13 protein-coding genes are annotated in these 17,003 nt (G+C 65.4%); 6 read left to right on the top strand and 7 right to left on the bottom strand.

The features are described from left to right. Positions 1 to 56 precede the first annotated feature (56 nt). Positions 57 to 2,273 carry a polysaccharide biosynthesis tyrosine autokinase gene (locus FRC96_RS02780; RefSeq protein ID WP_146972507.1) on the top strand — a complete coding sequence of 739 codons (2,217 nt, stop codon included), beginning with the start codon at positions 57 to 59 and terminating at the stop codon, positions 2,271 to 2,273. Between the two features lie 46 nt (positions 2,274 to 2,319). Here FRC96_RS02780 and FRC96_RS02775 read toward each other — a convergent pair whose 3' ends face one another. From FRC96_RS02775 to FRC96_RS02765, 3 genes are read right to left on the bottom strand one after another with little or no spacing between them, the layout of a single operon-like run. Next, entirely contained in the window at positions 2,320 to 3,444 is a 1,125-nt protein-coding gene (locus FRC96_RS02775; protein ID WP_146972506.1) for a DegT/DnrJ/EryC1/StrS family aminotransferase, read from the bottom strand. Between the two features lie 56 nt (positions 3,445 to 3,500). Then, on the bottom strand, positions 3,501 to 4,088 hold the full coding sequence (locus FRC96_RS02770) for an acyltransferase (RefSeq protein WP_146972505.1): 588 nt from the start codon (positions 4,086 to 4,088) through the stop codon (positions 3,501 to 3,503). A 3-nt stretch (positions 4,089 to 4,091) separates the two neighbouring features. Further along, complete coding sequence (locus FRC96_RS02765) at positions 4,092 to 5,252, bottom strand: Gfo/Idh/MocA family protein (protein ID WP_146972504.1); 1,161 nt, start codon at positions 5,250 to 5,252, stop codon at positions 4,092 to 4,094. A 227-nt stretch (positions 5,253 to 5,479) separates the two neighbouring features. Between FRC96_RS02765 and FRC96_RS02760 the strand changes: the two genes are divergently transcribed. The 4 genes from FRC96_RS02760 (at position 5,480) to FRC96_RS02745 (ending at position 11,573) form a co-directional block, all read left to right on the top strand. Continuing rightward, entirely contained in the window at positions 5,480 to 6,268 is a 789-nt protein-coding gene (locus tag FRC96_RS02760; RefSeq protein ID WP_146972503.1) for a hypothetical protein, read from the top strand. Between the two features lie 213 nt (positions 6,269 to 6,481). Continuing rightward, positions 6,482 to 8,479, top strand: a complete 1,998-nt coding sequence (locus tag FRC96_RS02755) for a DsbA family protein (protein WP_230469803.1) — start codon at positions 6,482 to 6,484, stop codon at positions 8,477 to 8,479. A 132-nt stretch (positions 8,480 to 8,611) separates the two neighbouring features. After that, positions 8,612 to 10,090: a DsbA family protein gene (locus FRC96_RS02750; RefSeq protein ID WP_146972501.1), complete on the top strand. Its 1,479-nt coding sequence runs from the start codon at positions 8,612 to 8,614 to the stop codon at positions 10,088 to 10,090. Positions 10,091 to 10,157: 67 nt separating this feature from the next. Continuing rightward, the gene (locus FRC96_RS02745; RefSeq protein ID WP_146972500.1) at positions 10,158 to 11,573 is read left to right on the top strand and encodes a DsbA family protein; all 1,416 of its coding nucleotides are present in this window, start codon (positions 10,158 to 10,160) and stop codon (positions 11,571 to 11,573) included. 1 nt (position 11,574) lies between these two features. Here FRC96_RS02745 and FRC96_RS02740 read toward each other — a convergent pair whose 3' ends face one another. The 4 genes from FRC96_RS02740 to FRC96_RS02725 all read right to left on the bottom strand — a co-directional run bounded on the left by FRC96_RS02740 (position 11,575) and on the right by FRC96_RS02725 (position 15,370). Then, complete coding sequence (locus tag FRC96_RS02740; protein WP_146972499.1) at positions 11,575 to 12,864, bottom strand: MgtC/SapB family protein; 1,290 nt, start codon at positions 12,862 to 12,864, stop codon at positions 11,575 to 11,577. 32 nt (positions 12,865 to 12,896) lie between these two features. Next, the gene (locus FRC96_RS02735; RefSeq protein ID WP_146972498.1) at positions 12,897 to 14,213 is read right to left on the bottom strand and encodes a hypothetical protein; all 1,317 of its coding nucleotides are present in this window, start codon (positions 14,211 to 14,213) and stop codon (positions 12,897 to 12,899) included. A gap of 194 nt (positions 14,214 to 14,407) precedes the next feature. After that, positions 14,408 to 14,851, bottom strand: a complete 444-nt coding sequence (locus FRC96_RS02730; RefSeq protein ID WP_146972497.1) for an Hsp20/alpha crystallin family protein — start codon at positions 14,849 to 14,851, stop codon at positions 14,408 to 14,410. 69 nt (positions 14,852 to 14,920) lie between these two features. Beyond that, positions 14,921 to 15,370 carry an Hsp20/alpha crystallin family protein gene (locus tag FRC96_RS02725; protein ID WP_146972496.1) on the bottom strand — a complete coding sequence of 150 codons (450 nt, stop codon included), beginning with the start codon at positions 15,368 to 15,370 and terminating at the stop codon, positions 14,921 to 14,923. 319 nt (positions 15,371 to 15,689) lie between these two features. Between FRC96_RS02725 and FRC96_RS02720 the strand changes: the two genes are divergently transcribed. Beyond that, positions 15,690 to 16,994 carry a thymidine phosphorylase gene (locus FRC96_RS02720; RefSeq protein ID WP_146972495.1) on the top strand — a complete coding sequence of 435 codons (1,305 nt, stop codon included), beginning with the start codon at positions 15,690 to 15,692 and terminating at the stop codon, positions 16,992 to 16,994. The last annotated feature ends 9 nt before the right edge of the window (positions 16,995 to 17,003 follow it).

Here is a 17,003-nt window from a genome sequence, read left to right as displayed (position 1 = left end):
CGATCGCGCGCCGCGTCGTCAAAAGGCCCCGGTGGCCCCCATGACCTGAGAGCACTATGTCGGACCAGTACGGATTCCAGGAACCACGCCCCAGCAGCGCGCCCGAAGAGCGTGGCGAGTCGCTCGGTGCCCTTATCGGGCGCTACTGGGCGCTTTTTCGACGCTTCTACTGGGTGCTCATCCTCACCTCGATCGCGTGCGTGGCGGCGGCCTACTTCTGGACCGAGCGCCAGCCTCGCATCTATCAGGCTACCAGCAAACTTATCTTTCATGAGTCGCGCCCCAATGTCTTCGGTAAGCAGTTTGAGCGGGTTGAGCTTGTCGATCCGGGCGGCCGCTGGCAGTTTGAGCAGTTCTGGAACACCCAAAAAGAGGTGCTCGGCTCTAAGTGGTTTGCCCAGCGCGTCATCGAACGCGAGGGCCTCCTGGACGCCCCGGGCTTTTTGCCCCCTTCTGTGCAGCAGTTAGATGAGGATGAGCGCATGAAGCGCGCCGTCAACACCCTGCAACGCGTGGCGGTGTATTCTCTGCAACGCGACAGCCGGGTGGGCCTTGTGCAGGTGCGCTTTGAAGATCCGGAGCTTGCCGCCAGCATCGCCGACGGCATCTCGGAGACCTACGTCGAGTACATCCGGGAGTTCCAGACCGGCGGCCTTCGTCAGCTGGCCAACTGGTTTGACGACTACGTCTCCACCAAGCGCGAGGAGCTCGATGAGTCGCGCTCCGAGCTGCAGAAGTACCAGCGCGATAACAACATCCTCTCGCATACCTTTGAAGATCGCCGTGAAATGGCCGCCGAGGGGCTGGCCGCGGTCAGCACGCAGCTGCGCGAGGTGCAGGCGCGCCTCTTTGCCGAAGAGGCGTTGCTCAACCAGCTCGAGACGATGGAGTCCCGCGGCGACGACCTGCGTGCGCTGGGCGACCTGGTCGACAATCCGGCGCTCAAACGCGGCCTGGATCGTGAGAGTGAGCTTCTCGAGCGCCGCGCCGAGCTTAAGACCCGCTACCTCGACGCGCACCCTGAGGTGCGCGCGGTCGATGAGCAGCTCGAAGTGGTACGCCGCTCTATCGAAGATGAGATCGGCCGGATCCGCACCGCGGTGGCCAACCGCGCCGCCGTCACCCGCCGCAACGCCGCCAACCTCCAGGAGGAGATTGAGCGCCACAAAGCCGAGATCGCCGAGCTCAATCAGATCGGCTTCCGCTACACCGAGATGCGCGACAGCACCGAGACGCTGCGCCAGCACTACGAGACGGTGCTCGGCCGCACCAACGAGCTCGACCTCAACGCCCTCTACGAGAGTGAGATCATTCAGATCCTGGAGAACGCCGATGTGCCCGGCGCTCCGATCAGCCCCCAGGTGCCTCTGAATCTGGCCGTGGGGCTGCTGCTGGGGCTCTTCCTTGGCGGCTCGATCATGGTGCTCATCGACGCCCTCGACACCACGGTCAAGACCGAGGAGCACGTCACCAAGTACACCACCCGTCCCATCCTGGGCATGCTTCCGGCGGTCAACGCCGGTGCGGTCAAAGGGGTCGAGAAGTTCGGCGACTCCGCGCTCGACACCCTCACGCACACCGCCCCGCGAAGCTCTTTTGCCGAGGCGATCAAGACCCTGCGCACCAACCTGATGTTCATGGCGCCGGATAACCCCCCGCGCGTGCTCCTGATGACCAGCCCGGGCCCCGGCGAGGGCAAGACGCTGACCTCGGTGAACATGGCGATCGCGCTGGCGCAGTCGGGCCAGCGTACCCTGGTGATCGACAGCGATATGCGTCGCCCCCGGGTGCACAAAGCGCTGGGCATGGACAACAAGGTCGGCCTCTCCGACGCCATCACCGGCGAGCTCACCTACAAAGAGGCGATCCGCCCCACGGGCATTGAGAACCTCGAGGTGATGACCTGCGGGCCGGTCCCTCCCAACCCCTCGGAGCTCCTGCAGACCGAGCGTTTCCGCAAGCTGGTGCGCGATCTTCGCGAAGACTACGACCGCGTCATCTTCGACTCGCCGCCCCTGGCGGCGGTGGCCGATGCCCTGGTGCTCAGCCACTCGGCAGACGTGGTCTTGTTGATCCTGAAGTTCGGTCAGACCCGCCAGGAGCTCCTGCGTCGCTCCATCGAGCAGCTGGAGTCTATCGGGGCGCCCTTCGGCGGCACGGTGCTCAACGACATCGACGAGAACGCCGGCTACGGCTACGCGTATTATTACCGCTACCGCTACGACGAGCCGGGCGACTCCGGCGGCTCCAAGGGCGGGAAGATGGCCAGCTGAGCCAACATCGCGACGGTCAACCCTTGTTGAAGCGCCCGCAGCTCACTCAGAGCGCGGGCGCTTTTTGATGCAAGGCCTCGCGGACCGCGTCGGCGACGGCCTCACGCTCATCGTCGCGAAGCTCCGGGAAGACCGGCAGCGCCAGCACCTGCTCGCAGGCTTGCTCCGCGCGGGGGAAGTCGCCCCGCTGGTAGCCAAGCTCGCGCAGCGCCGGCTGGGTATGCAGGGGCTCGGGGTAGTAGATACCGTGGCCGATGCCTCGCTTCTCCAGGTGCGCGATCAGGCGCGCGCGATCGGCCACGCGCACCACGTACTGGTTGTAGACGGGGCGGTGGCCCGGCGCGTGACGCGGGAGCTCAAGGCCCTCAAGGTCGGCCAGGGCTTCATTGTAGTAGGCGGCGTGGGCGCGGCGGCGCTCGCAGAAGGAGTGAAGATGGGGGAGCTTGGCCGAGAGGATCGCCGCCTGAAGGGCGTCGAGGCGAAAGTTCCCGCCCACCTCCACGTGGTGGTACTTCGGGCTCGCCCCGTGGCGCGCCAGAAGCCGAAGCCGCTCGTGAAAGGCGTCGTCATCGGTAAAGACCATGCCGCCATCGCCGGCCGCGCCGAGGTTTTTGGTGGGGAAAAAGCTCACGCAGCCGGCCAGCCCGAAGCTCCCGGCCTGGCGCCCCTCAATGCTCGCCCCGAGCGCCTGAGCCAGATCTTCGATCACGGCCACCCCCGGCGCGTTCTGCACCGCCTCCATCACCTGGTCCATCGGCGCGCACTGACCAAAGAGGTGAACCGGAAGCACCGCCCGGGTCTTCGCACCCAGCGCGTCTTCAACGTGTGCGGCGTCCAGGTTGAACCCCTCGGGCTCGATGTCGACAAAGACCGGCCGCCCGCCCAGGCGCATGATCGAGCCCACGGGGGCAAAAAATGTAAAAGGTGACGTGACGACTTCATCGCCGGGCTTAAGATTTAGCGCCATCAAGCTCAGCAGCAGCGCGTCCGTACCGCTGGAGACGCCCACCGCGTGCGCCACACCCACCTGGCGGGCCAGCGCCTGCTCCAGCTCCGTAACACGGGGGCCGCCGATGCAGCGCTGCGTTCGCAACACCTCGTCAACAGCCGGGCGAATGTGCGCTTCGAGCGCGGCGTACTGACGCGTCAGATCAAAAAAAGGAACACCCATTGCGAACTCCGGGGGGAAGGCGCTTTTCAGGCGCCTCAACACAACATCGACGTCGCTTAAACTGGTTGAAGTGCGCCTTCGCGCAAGGCGTAGCGCTGGCCGCACTCGGTGCAGGCGCACTGCGGATCTGGCGCGGGCAGCGTCAGCCCGCAGCGGCAGGCCCAGCCGATCTGGCGCGCCGGCTGACCGACCACCAGCGCATAAGGCACCACATCGGCGGTGACCACCGCGCCGGCCCCCACAAAGGCAAACTCGCCGACCTCCACCCCGCACACCACCGTGGCGTTGGCTCCCAGGGTGGCCCCTTTTCGGATGCGCGTCGTCTGGTAGGCATCCCGCCGCGAGACGTGCGCGCGGGGGTGGCGAACGTTGGTGAAGACCACGCTGGGGCCACAGAACACGTCATCTTCGAGGATCACGCCGTCGTAGATCGAGACGTTGTTCTGGATCTTCACCCCCTCACCAATGTTGGCGCTGGGAGCCACGTACACGTTCTGCCCAAGACTGCAGCGCCTCCCGATTGTGGCGCCGGCACACACGTGGGCAAAGTGCCAGACGCGGGTGCCCGCGCCCAGGTGAGCACCTTCATCGATGATCGCGCTGGGGTGGGCCCAGGGCGCTGCCAGATCGCCGTTGGTGGTCATCGCTCAACGCTCCACGCGCAAGGGCTGATGCGCACGCATCGAGGCGTAGGCCGTGTCGATGATCGTCAGCGAGCGCAGCCCCTCCTCGCCGGTGACGATCGGTGCGTCAGGCACGCCGTCGAGATGATCGAAGATCGCGCCGAAGACGTGGGCGTGCCCCCCCGAGAGGACATCTTCGACCGAGCTGGCCAGCCCGGCGATCGCGTCATCCTGCGGGGCATGTTCGGCAAACTCCCAGGCTTCCACCCGGTCGCAGCGCGCGCCGCCCAGCCGCACCGAGCCGCACTCACCCAGCACCGTCAGGCTGGTCGTGAGATTGCGCGGGTAGGCGAGCATCGAGACGTGCACGCTTCCCAGCGCGCCACCGGGCCAGCGCAGGTTCAAGAGGGCGGTGTCTTCCACCTCAATGCGCCGGCCCAGAGTACCGCCGGCCGCATAGAGCTCGTGGGGCTCATCGAAGATCCAGGCCAGCAGATCCACATAATGGCTGGCCTGGTTCATCAGGGCGCCACCGTCGAGCTCACGTGTTCCCCGCCAGGAGGCCGCGTCGTAATAGGCCTGGCCGCGATTCCAGTAGACCTCCAGCCCCACGCTGAAGATGCGCCCGAAGCGCCCGAGGCGCACCGCGTCGCGCAGCGCCAGAAAGAGCGGATGGTGGCGCAGCTGTTTGATCACAAAGAGCTTACGACCCAGCTCCCGCACCTGCGCGACCATCTGGCGAGCCTCCGGCAGCGAGGTGCTCAGGGGCTTCTCCAGGATGATGTCGGCGCCGGAACGAGCCGCCTGGAGGGCCTGCTCGCAGTGCAGGCCGGTCGGCGTGGCGATGCTCACAAGCTGTGGCGAGGTCGCAGCGAGCAGGGCATCCAGCGAGGCGAAGGCAGGCGCTTCAAGGAGCGCGGCCAGCGTTTGCCGGCGTTGCGCGTCGGGATCGACCACACCGACCACATCCACACGTGGACCGTGCCACTGCAGCGCGCGCGCATGACGCTCGGCCACATGGCCGCAGCCAACCAGCGCAATCTGACGGGGAGCAAGAGGGGGGAGGGGGGCTGTATCGCTCAGGGGAAGCCTCATAGCAAACATCGTCGGGGCATCGGCCGGCAAGAGATACACCGAAACACGGTCGGCTTCCAGGATCTTCGCCGGGTCGCAAACCTCCGCCATGCGTGCGCCCGCTTCGTGCCCTTCAGGCCCCCCTGGTGCTCGCCACGCGATCGCCTCGCAACCGGCGTGTGTGCCGGAATAACATCCTCAACCTCGTGTATTCACATCGCATACCCGCGCAGCTTAAGGCTTCCGACAACGGCTTGCGCTTCAGGGCACACTTCCCTAGGGTTCGCTTCTGTCGGAACACGATTGGTCGACCGCACACAGCGTCGAAGTCATCGCCTATGAAACCCATCACCTCACAGCCATCCCAACTGCGACGCCCCTTCGGGTGGGCGCTCAGCCTTGTGCTCTGGGCGGTGATGATGGCTCCGACAGGTGCCTCGGCGCTTGAGGGTGTGGTCGTGCAGCCCACCTGCACCGGTGGGTTTGAGCACCCGATACAGGCCGCGGCCTCCTCGCAGGCCCGCGAGGCTTTTGACCGCATGGTCTCCTGGGGCTTTGGCCCGCTCACGCCGATCGAGCCGGAGAGCTTCGCCGGCCCGTCTCCGAGCGCGGAGCAGGACGAGCCCTGTGAGGCATCGGCCGGCATCGACCCGACCAACCCCGAATACAACATCTGCTTTGAAGGCACGCGAGAGCCCGTCTCCACGCTCCCCGATCTTCTGGCGCGTTATCAGGCCGAAGAGGCCGCCGGCGCGCTCTTTGACGTCGTCGCGAAGATGGGCGTTCAGAGCACCGGGCATGTCCCGCGTCATCAGCAAGCTCCGGCCGCGCTCCCCGAGCGTCCCTGGCTGGCGGCCCTGGTGGACTCGATGGAGCGCAGCGCTCCGCTTCAGCAGGACAACCCCTTGACCTGCTCGGAGTACAGCGAGCTCTGCCGCAGCCTCCCGCCGGCCACGGTCGGCATGGCGTTCAGCGGCCTCGTGCCGGTTCTCTCTCCGATCGAGCTCAACGCGACGCGTTACCCCGAGCTTTCTTCACCGCCCGCGCAGCCTGCGCTTGAGCGCCTGCGTGTCGGCCCCTCTCTTGAGCACCGACGCCTGCTCGAAGAGCCCCCCCAATATAGCTGAGCCGCCCTCGCCGCAGCCTGAGTTCGGCCCCACGCATCAAGCGCGACGTTGCGTTTGACGCTTGAGCCTGCGCGCGCGCTGTGCAACAACCTGCGCCCGCATACGCTGTGGCCGCATGGCGGCATGAAATCTTACGTATCGACACGTGTTTGTTTTTCGGCGAGCCCTACGCTTTGCGGCTTGCCCCCAAACCTGAACATCAGGAGTAAACCCATGGCAGGACATTCCCAACAGAGCAATGGCGTAGGTGCGCTTATGCTCATCGCCGTGGCCGTAATTTGCCTCGGCATCGGCTTCTTCGTCGGAAATAGCAACACCACCCCCACCGCCGGCGATGCGCCCGGCGCCGCCGTCGTGCCCAGCGGTCAGGCCGGCAAAGACAGCACCAAGATCCCGGTGGGCGACAGCCCCACCTACGGCCCGGCCAACGCGCCGGTCACCATCGTTGAGTTCACCAGCATGCAGTGCCCCTTCTGTGGCCGCGCCGCTGGCACCCTCAAAGAGCTGGCCGACAAGTACCCGGAAGACGTGCGTCTGGTCTTCAAGAACTTCCCCCTCTCTTTTCAGGCTCAGGCCAAAGACGCCGCGCGCGTCGTGATGGCCGCCGAGCGTCAGGACAAGTTCTGGGAGATGAAAGAGAAGATGTTCGGCGATCTGCAGGCCTACCGCTCGGGTGACATCAAGGATCTCGGCGCGAAGTACGCCGCCGAGCTCGGCATGGACGTTGAGAAGTTCAAGGCGGACTACGATGATCCCGCCATCGTGGCGACGATCGACGAAGACCAGAAGCTCGGCGAGAGCCTGGGCGTTCGCGGCACCCCGCACTTCTTCGTCAACGGCGAAGTCGTCAACGGCGCGCAGCCCCTGGCCCGCTTCGAAGAGATCGTCAAGAAGCAGCTTGGCGAAGTCGAAGAGTTGCTGGCCGCCGGCACCAGCCGTGACGGCATCTACGCGGCGATGGTCGACAAGAACTTCAAGAGCGCGCCCGCCCCGCAGCAGGCCGAGCGTCAGCCCGAGCCCGCCACCGAAGTGCACATGGTTCCGGTGCGCGACGCCGACTACACCAAGGGCGCCAGCGCCGATCAGGCGCTCGTGACCATCATGGAGTTCTCCAGCTTCCAGTGCCCCTTCTGCGCTCGCGGCTCCGAGACCATCAAGCAGCTGGTTGAGAAGTACCCCAACCAGGTCCGCGTGGTCTTCAAGCATTTCCCGCTTGGCTTCCAGCAGCAGAGCGAGCCGGCCGCGCGCGCGTCTGTCGCCGCCGGCAACCAGGGCAAGTTCTGGGAGATGTACGAGCTCCTCTACGACAACCAGCGCGCGCTGGGTGAAGCGAAGTTCGAAGAGCTCGCCGGTCAGCTCGGCCTGAACATGGACAAGTTCAAGGCGGACTACGCCGCTCCGGCCACCGCCGAGATCGTCAAGCAGGCCCAGCGTGACGGCCAGTCGGCCGGCATCCGTGGCACCCCGGGCTTCCTGGTCAACGGCATCAAGGTTGTCGGTGCCCAGCCCCTGGCGGTCTTCGAAGATCACGTCAAGAAGCAGATCGAGATCGCCGAGAAGATCAAGTCTGACCGTAACCTCTCCGGCGACGCCCTCTACGAGGCCGTGGTCGAGTACAACAAAGAGAACGTCGCCGAAGCTGCTCCTGCAGCTGCCCCCGAGCGTCCCGCGGCCCCCGCGCCGAAGATCGCTGACGACGCCCTCTCGGTCGGTAACTCCTACACCATGGGTCCGGCCAACGCCCCGGTCACCATCTACGAATTCTCCAGCTTCCAGTGCCCCTTCTGCGCCCGTGGCGCCGAGACCCTGGATCGCGTCAAGGAAGAGTACGGCGACAAGGTGCGCGTGGTGTACAAGAACTTCCCGCTTCCCTTCCAGGCTCAGAGCGAGCCGGCCGCTCGCGCGGCGCTTGCCGCCGGCAAGCAGGGCAAGTTCTGGGAGATGTACCACCTGCTCTACGAAAACCAGCGTAGCTTCCGCGAAGATGGTCTCTGGGAGCGCCTCGCCGGTGAGCTTGGCCTGAACATGGACAAGTTCAAGGCGGACTTCGAAGATCCCGCCATCGCTCAGCAGGTCAAAGACGAGTCTGAAGAAGGCCGTTCGGTCGGCGTGACCGGCACCCCGGCGTTCTTCGTCAACGGCACCCGCGTCACCGGCGCGCAGCCCTTTGAGAAGTTCAAAGAGCTGATCGACGCTGAACTCGAAGGCTAAGCCGTGTGACCGCCGAAGCTTCGGCGGTCCGACGCGTCGCAACACACGCCGCCTCCCACCAGGGAGGCGGCGTTTTTTGTGGGGCACACGCGACTTTTGCCGGCGTGGTCGCCCGTGCTACGACAGGCCGAGATGATGATAACCCCGTGGCGCCCTCAAGGTGCCGACCTTCAGGCTGAGAAGAAGATGCGCATGTCGACCGCCTCCCACCCGCATAAAACCTCGACCTCTGGCGCGGCCCTGTGCGCCGCACTGGTCGCGATACTCCTCGCGGTCGGCTGCGCCGGCACCCCGGCAACCCCCGAAGCCCCGGCGGCGCCTGACTGGCAGGCCAGCGAGCTGGTGCCCCTTGGCCAGAGCCCCCGCCAGGGCAATCCTAACGCCCCGGTGGTGATTGTGGAGTTCTCCAGCCTGCAATGCCCCTACTCGGCCCGCGCTCGCCAGACGATCGTCGAGCTTCTGGAGGCCTACCCCGACGAGGTGCAGCTCGTGTACCGGCACCTCCCCCTCTCGTTTCAGCCGGAGTCACACCCGGCCGCGCTGGCGGCCGAGGCCGCCCGTGAGCAGGGGGCCTTCTGGCCAATGGTCGACAGCCTCTACGCCAGCCAGCGCACCATGACCGAGATTGGCGCCGACGCCGCCGGCCGACAGCTCGCCGCCCGCATCGGGCTGAACGAAGCGCGCTACGCCGAGGCTCTGGCCAACCCCTCCGAGCTCGACGCGCGCGTCCAGCGCGATGTGGAGCTCGCCCGTCAGCTTGGCATTCAAGGCACGCCGACCTTCATGATCAATGGTGAGCCAGTGCGCGGCGCCCAGCCCCGGGAGGTCTTTGAGGCGGCCATCGCCCGGGCGTTGGAGCGCCACGCGATGCTCGAAGCCGAAGGTGTGCCTCAGGCCGAGCGCTACGCGCGCTCCGTCGCGCTTGCCCGAGCGCAGGCCCGCGCCCGGGCCGAAGAGGCTCAAAAAGAAGCCGCCCGCGCCGAAGAGCCCTCCGCGAGCTTTGTCGCGATGCCGGTGGAGGGCGACGAGCTCATCCACCAACCCGGCGAGGACTTTCTGGTGACGATCGTGGAGTTCTCCAGCCTGCAATGTCCCTTCTGCGGACGAGCGGTCCCCACGATGGCCGAACTCAAAGCGCGCTACGGCGAGAAGTTGCGCGTGGTGTTCAAACATTTTCCCCTTGAATTTCATGAGCATAGCGAGCTTGCTGCCCGGGCAGTCGTCGCCGCCCAGGCGCAGGGCAAGGGGTGGGAGATGCGCGACGCGATCTACGCCCGGCAGCGTGAACTCGGCCCCGAACTCATCGACGAGCTCGTCGCTGAGCTGCAACTCGACCCGGCCGCCTTTGCCTCCGCGCTGCAGAGCGAGGAGGTCGCCGCACGCGTCACCCGCCAGCAGGAGCGCGGGCTCGCCGCCGGGGTTCGCGGCACCCCTTCGTTCATCATCAACGGTCGCATTGTCGTCGGTGCCCGGCCGCTGGAGAGCTTCGAGGCCATCATCGATGACGAGATCGCGTTCGCCCGCGAGCTGCGCGACCAGGAGCCCGGGCTGGCGGGCGAGGCCCTCTACGAGCGCGTCGTCGAAGCGCGCCTGTCGTCGATCGAAGAGTAAGACGCGCGACCTCGTCGCGTGATGGGGCCCCGATGCGGGTCGCGATCCCTACACAGCAGGAGATGAGATGCGAGGTGGGTTAGAACTCAAGGGCGGCCTTCTGGCGCTCGCGTTGACGCTGGCGGCATGTGGCACCACGCAACCTGCCGACGTTCAGGAGCAAAGCGCCGCCGAGCGCCCGACCATCGAGATGGTGGACAGCGAGCTCTTACCCGTGGGCGAGAGCCCCGTGCGCGGCGCGCCCGACGCCTGGGTGACCGTCGTGGTCTTTGGCGACTTCCAATGCCCCTTCTGCGGACGGCTCGCCGCCACGCTGGACCAGGTGATGGCCGAGCAGCCCGAGGGGCGTGCGCGGATCGTCTTCAAGCACGTGCCGCTGGACTCCCATCCCCACGCCCGCCTGCTGGCGCACGCCAGCGAGGCGGCCCGCGAGCAGGGCAAGTTCTGGGAGATGCACGACCTCCTTTTCGATCGCGCCGCCGAGCTTCGCGATGCGGACCCGCGCGCCGTGCTTCGAGGCATGGCCACCGAGCTCGAGTTGGATGTGCAGCGCTTTGAGCGCGATCTGGAACGTCCCGAGATCGCAGAGCGCATCGCGCGCGATGAGGCTCTGGCCGAGGAGTTGGGTCTCAACGCGGTGCCCGCCGTCTACATCAACGGGGGCTACATCCCCGGCGCACAACCGCCGGCGGTTTATATGCGCGCGATCTACGACGTTGGGGAGGCCACCCAAGGCGCGGTAGACGATGGCGAGATGAAGCGTGAGGAGGTCTACGCGCACAGCGTTCGCGCGCTCCTGCCACGCTCAAGGCAAGCCCAGGCCGCTCAAGCCGAGCAAGAAAGCGCACAGGCACGCATCGCCCGCGTGCCCGTGTACCAGCCCGGCCGCCCGGTGCTCGGCGACGACGAGACCGCCCTGGTGCAGATCGCGCACTTTCACAGCCTGGGCTCCGAGCCCAGCGTTGAGATGCACCGCCGCCTGGTCGAGCTTCAGTCCGCTGACCCGCAGCGCGTGCGCCTGGTGACCTTTCAACTTCCGCACAGTGACGATGAGGTGCTGGCCTTCGCCCACCGCGCGCTTGCGGCGGCTTCACGCGATGACGCCGCCCGCGGTCAGCGCTTCTTGAGCTGGATGGCCGAGCTCCCCGAAGACGCCTGGTCAGAGGGCCCGAAGCTGCTCGAACGCATCGACGACAAACTTCGGGAGCTGGGCGTCGACCCCGACGGGGTCAACGCTGTGGCGAGCCGCGCGCGCCTCGACGCCGACCAGCGCCTGGCGCTGGAGCTCGATGTGGTGGGCATCCCCACCACCTTCATCAACGGTCAACGCGTGGTCGGGCTGGCGCCACTCGAAGAGGTCGAGCGCCAGATCGATGAAAAGGCCGCCATCGCCGAGCGAGTCGCGCAGGTGCGCAACATCTCCGGGCAGGAGCTCTACGAGGCCATCCTCAACGCCGCCGAGCAGCAGCCCGGCGCGCGCTGAATCAGAGCAGCAAAAACGCCGCCAGCAGGCCGACCGCCATGATCGGCGCAAGCCCCATCGCCACATAGGCGCCCAGGCGACGCGAGCCGATGATGGCGCTCATGATCGCCTTGACCAGGCTGTTGGTCAGGATCGCAATGACAATGGCCTGCGTGGCCAGCGCCGCGCTCAATTCGCCGCCGGCCTCCATCCGCGCCACCGCCAGGCTGATGGCGTTGGTCTCGGCCAGACCACCGAAGATCGCGGTGAGGTAGATCACCTGCGAGCCGTAGAGCTGCCCCAGACCCTTGGCCACGCCGATGATCACGACGAGCAGGAGCGCGAACTTCAGCGCGGGCACAAGCTCAAAGGGGTTGCGGATCTCCAGCGTCATCCCCTCATCCAGCGTCGCCGGCTCATCGCGTCCCTCGGGGCGGTCGCGCACATGGCTGACCAGCGTCACCCAGAGCAGCCCGGCGACCACCGAGCCCGGGATCGCCATCAGCACAAAAGGCAGCCACAGCGTCTTGACCAGCTCCAGGTTGACCACCGCCACCGCCACGGTCACCCGCGCAAACATAAAGGCGTTGGCCAGCATGATCGCAAACGCCGCCGAGAGGAGCACCGTGCGCGAGCGCGGGTTCTGATGCACCTGGCGCGACATCGCCAGCGCCACCGCCGTGCTCGACGCCATCCCGCCGAGCACCCCGGTGAGCACCAGTCCGCGGCTTGTCCCCAGAAAACGAATCGCAAAATACCCCAGAAAGCTGATCCCGCTGATCAGCACCACCAATAGCCAGATCTCGCGCAGGTTATAGATCCCCCAGGGGTCCACCGGCAGGTCGGGCAAGAGCGGCAAGAGCACCACCGTCACCAGCAAGAACTTCATCGTGGAGACGATCTCCGCCGGCGTGAGCAGATGCACAAAGGTTGTGGTGTGGCGCTTGAGCGAGAGCACAATGGCCACGATCACCGCGATCGACGCGGCCACCATCGGCATGCTCGGCACCAGCACGCCGAGCACAAAGACCACCATCGCTGAGATCTGCGTGGTGATGCCCACCTCATGCTCGGTGGCGCGGCGCTCATGCCAGAAAAACGCCACGAGCAGCGCGAAATAGCCCAGCCCCACCACATAGGGCAGCCCCGGCAGGATGTTCTGCGCGATCACCGAGACCGTGCCCAGCAGAGAGCTCAGCGCAAAGGTGCGCACCCCCACGCTCCCCAGCGGGCTCTCGGGCTCCCGGTGACTCTGGCGCTCCAGACCGATGATGCCGCCCAGCGCCAGACTTACCGCGACGGCGCGCACCATCCCAAAATCGAGTGCGGTGGAAGGTTCCAAGGTTAAGGCACGCGCTCCATCAGGCGCACCTCACAGGTGTCGCCCGGGCAGTAGTAATACGAAACCAACACGTAGTCGCGGTGATCGATCGCGGTGGAGACGCCAAAGGTCGGACCCTGAAAGACCCGCTCGGAGCGCCATTGCCAGCGATCTTCGTTGCTTCGGGCGATGCGAAGATCCTGCTCATTGGCCAGGTGGTACGCCACAAAGAGCGTCTGATCGCGCGCTTCGACCATGGAGGAGAGGTAATAGGTCTGGCCGTTGTTGAAGAACTGACGCTGCGAGAGAGGATCTTCAAAATCGCCGCAGTCGATCACCAGCCCGCGATCGCCGGAGCCGCTGACGCAGAGCTGCCCGTTCTGACGGTAGACCAGCGCGCTCACCTGGGTGGTGTAGTCCCGCTGGGAGGTGGTCCAGGCATCCTGGCCGACATCATAGCGCGAGATCTGGAAGTTCGCGCCCATCCCACGGTGGATCAGGTAGAAATCCAGCGCGTTGCCCGCTTTCAAGCCTTCATCAAAGGCTGCGGAGGTCGCCGGCGAAAGGTCGCGCAGGCGTCGCCACAGCGGGGTGGGACTGGCAGTGTTGTAGGTATAAAACTCCACACGATCTTCGCCCTGCTGCGCATAGCTCAAATAAAAGCGCGCCCGGTCGTGGGTGATATCAAACCCATCGGCCGCGCTCACACGCCCCTCGGCGACGCGATCGATGAGCCAGCCGCCCTCGGCACGACGCTGGGCCAGGGCCAGGCTCTGGTCGGGAGCGTCGAGGTAGACGGCCAGCGGTTCATCGGCGTGGATCACCGAGAGACCAAAGAGCCCCTCGTGACGGTCAATGGTCTCGTAACTCCACGACCCACCCACCGGGCGGCGCGCCACCACGAGCTCCGGGTCAGCGCAGAAACGATCGGCGCAGCGATGGTACCCCAGCCACACCGTGCCCTGGCGGTCGACGACCACGCTGGTGCGATCGTTGAGCGCGAACGATCTCGGTAGCCCCTCGGCGACCACCTCACTGCGCCACTCCGTCTCCTCCCACTCCGGCGGATCCGGCTCGATCTCCGGGTCGGGAAACGCCCAGTCCCAATCTTCCGGGTCTTCGGGCTCACCACCCACATCGACCGGCACAAAGCCCTCATCTGGCTCGCCGGCATCTTCGGGGGGAAGCCCCACATCGATGGAGGCTTCCATCGGCGGTTCTTCGAACTCCCAGAAGTAGTCATCTTCGTCGTGGCAGCTGCAGCCGTTGAGCGTGAGCAGCGAGGTCGCCAGTGCGTAGAAGATCAGGCGGCTGCTTGTGATCAGTGTGCGAGACGTCACCCTTTACCTCCGTCCAGAGTTCGTGCTGCAGCGGGACGTGCTGCTGCCCCGGGCTGGTCAAAGGGCAAGTCTCGCAGATTCTCCAGGCGATGGCCATCGCCGCACCGGCCCCAAAAAACGGAGAGCCCGGGTTGCTTGCGACAGCCCGGGCTCTCTCCTGCGCACCATGGAGGAGGTGCAGTGCTGCTCCTGGATCACGCCGTGCGTACGTCGATCTTACGCGGTTTGGCGCTCTCAGCCTTCGGAAGCGTCAGCTTGAGCACACCGTCGGTGATCTCGGCGCTGATCTTCGTCTGATCGATCTGCTGGCCCACGCGGAACTGCCGCATGAAATGCCCCACCCGATACTCCGAGTAGAGGGGCTGCCAGCCCGGGTCGACCTCGCGCACGCTCCCCACGATGGTGAGCAGGTTGTCGCGAAGGTCGATCTCAAAATCTTCCGCAGCGGTGCCGGGCACATCGGCCACAAGCGTCAACGCTTTGGAGGTCTCGTAGATGTCGACGTTGGGCCGAAAGTAGGTGCCCTCGCGAGTGCCTTCGGCCTCCTGAAGTTCTTCTTTATGGTGAACGGCGATCTCCTGGCTGGTGCTCTGCGTGTTGCCATTGGAGCTCGAGGTGCTCTTGGATGTACGGGCCATCATCGTCCTCCCTGAAAAAGTCGGGTGATACAGCGCGTAAGTGTGTGCTCAGCCTTGATGAGAAGGGGATCACTTGATGGTGATGCGTCGCGGGCGCGCGTCTTCTTTGCGCGGCGCGATGATCTCCAGGATCCCGTGGGTGTAGGTCGCTTCGACCTTCGAGACATCAATGGGCTGAGGCAGCGTGATCGCGCGGCGGAACTGTCCGGCGTCACGTTCGCGTCGATGCACATCAGCATCGTCCATGCGCTCCAGGTTGCGCTCGCCGCGGATCACCACCTGATCGGCTTTGGAGCTCACGTCGAGTGAGTCGCGATCGATGCCCGGCATCTCCGCGCGGATCATAAACGCGTCGCCGTTATCGTAGATGTTGACCGGGGGGAAGACGCCCATGGTGCGGCGGCTGGCTGCCTGCCTATCACGGCGCTGGTAGGGAAAGACCGAGGGCTCGCCCATCATCGAGCGGAGCTCCTGGCGAAAGAGCTGGTAGGGATCGTCAAACCACGGCGAAGTACTCATCGAATACCTCCTTTTGAAGTTACAACTGAGTTCGTTAGAACGACGTCATAAGTCAAAGTGCCGGGCTCTCCGGAGTAGCCTCTTGCGGTCAAGCAACCTAAGCAGCCGATGATGATCGTCAAGCAGCTCGCGGCATGCACGCAGCCTGATCTGCGAGAAGTTCCCGTAAAACCTGCGCGATCGCGATGTCCGGGGCCTTGCGTCCGCCGCGTCAGCGAGCATGCTTGCCAGCCTTATCCCCCCCCACTAGATTGACCGGTCCGGCCCGGTGCTCACAGTGAGCGGGCCGTCTTTAACGACGCCAACGCCGAGGGAGGCCATGCGCTTTGTCGAGTTGATCCGCAAGAAACGTCAGGGTGGGGAGCTGAGCGAGCAAGAGCTCAAGCGTCTGATCGACGCCTACACCACCGGAGAGCTGCCCGATTACCAGATGTCGGCGTTTCTGATGGCGGTCTACTTTAAGTCGATGACCTCAAAGGAGCTCTCGGCCTGGACCGAGGCGATGTTGCACTCCGGTCAGGTCCTTGATCTCTCCAGCATCACCGGCGCCAAAGTCGACAAGCACTCCACCGGCGGGGTGGGCGATAAGGTCTCGCTGATCCTCGCGCCGCTGGCGGTAGCCGCCGGGCTTAAGGTGCCCATGATCTCCGGCCGTGGCCTTGGGCATACCGGCGGCACGCTCGACAAACTCGAGAGCATCCCCGGCTTTAACGTCAACCAGAGCGTCGAGCGCTTCATCGATCTGGTCGACACCCTGGGGCTGGGGCTCATCGGCCAGACCGGCGAGGTCGCTCCGGCTGACAAAAAGATCTACGCGCTGCGCGATGTCACCGCGACCGTCGAGTGCATCCCACTCATCGCCAGCTCCATCATGAGCAAAAAACTCGCCGAGGGCATCGACGCGCTCATCCTCGATGTGAAGGTCGGCTCCGGTGCCTTTATGAAGCACATCGACCGCGCCCGTGAGCTCGCGCAGACGATGATCGGCATCGGCAAAGCGATGAACCGCCCGGTGCGCGCGCTTATCACCGACATGGATCAGCCCCTGGGCCTGACCATCGGCAACAGCCTGGAGGTCATCGAGAGCATTGAGACGCTGCGCGGCGAAGGCCCCGAAGATCTGACCGAGATCACGATCGAGCTCGTCACCGAGATGCTCGACGTGGCCGGCAGCGTCACCGATCGCGATCAGACCAAGCGCCGCCTGCTGGAGCTCCTTCGCGACGGTAGCGCGCTGAGCGTCTTTGAGAAGATCATCGAGGCCCAGGGCGGCGACGCCTCGGTCTGCGCCGACACCTCGAAGTTGCCGACCGCAAAGCACACCACGGTGCTCGAAGCCTGGGAGGGCGGTCACATCAACCGCATTCAGGCCGAGTCGGTCGGCATCGCGGCGATGGAGCTCGGCGCCGGACGCCGCCGCAAAGAAGACACCATCGACCCGGCCGTCGGTCTGGTGATGAACGCCAAACGCGGCGACAAGGTCGAGCCCGGGCAACCGGTGGTCACCATCCATTACAACGACGATCGCGAGCTCGATAAGGTCAAAACGATGCTGCGCGAGGCCATCGTGATTGGCGAGGCTCCCACCGAGGTGCCGCCGCTGGTTCTCGACAGGCTTAGCTAAGTTGTTGAA

It is taken from the genome of Lujinxingia vulgaris (assembly GCF_007997005.1).
Lineage (GTDB): Bacteria > Myxococcota_A > Bradymonadia > Bradymonadales > Bradymonadaceae > Lujinxingia.
This window is presented reverse-complemented; position numbering and strand designations above follow the sequence as displayed.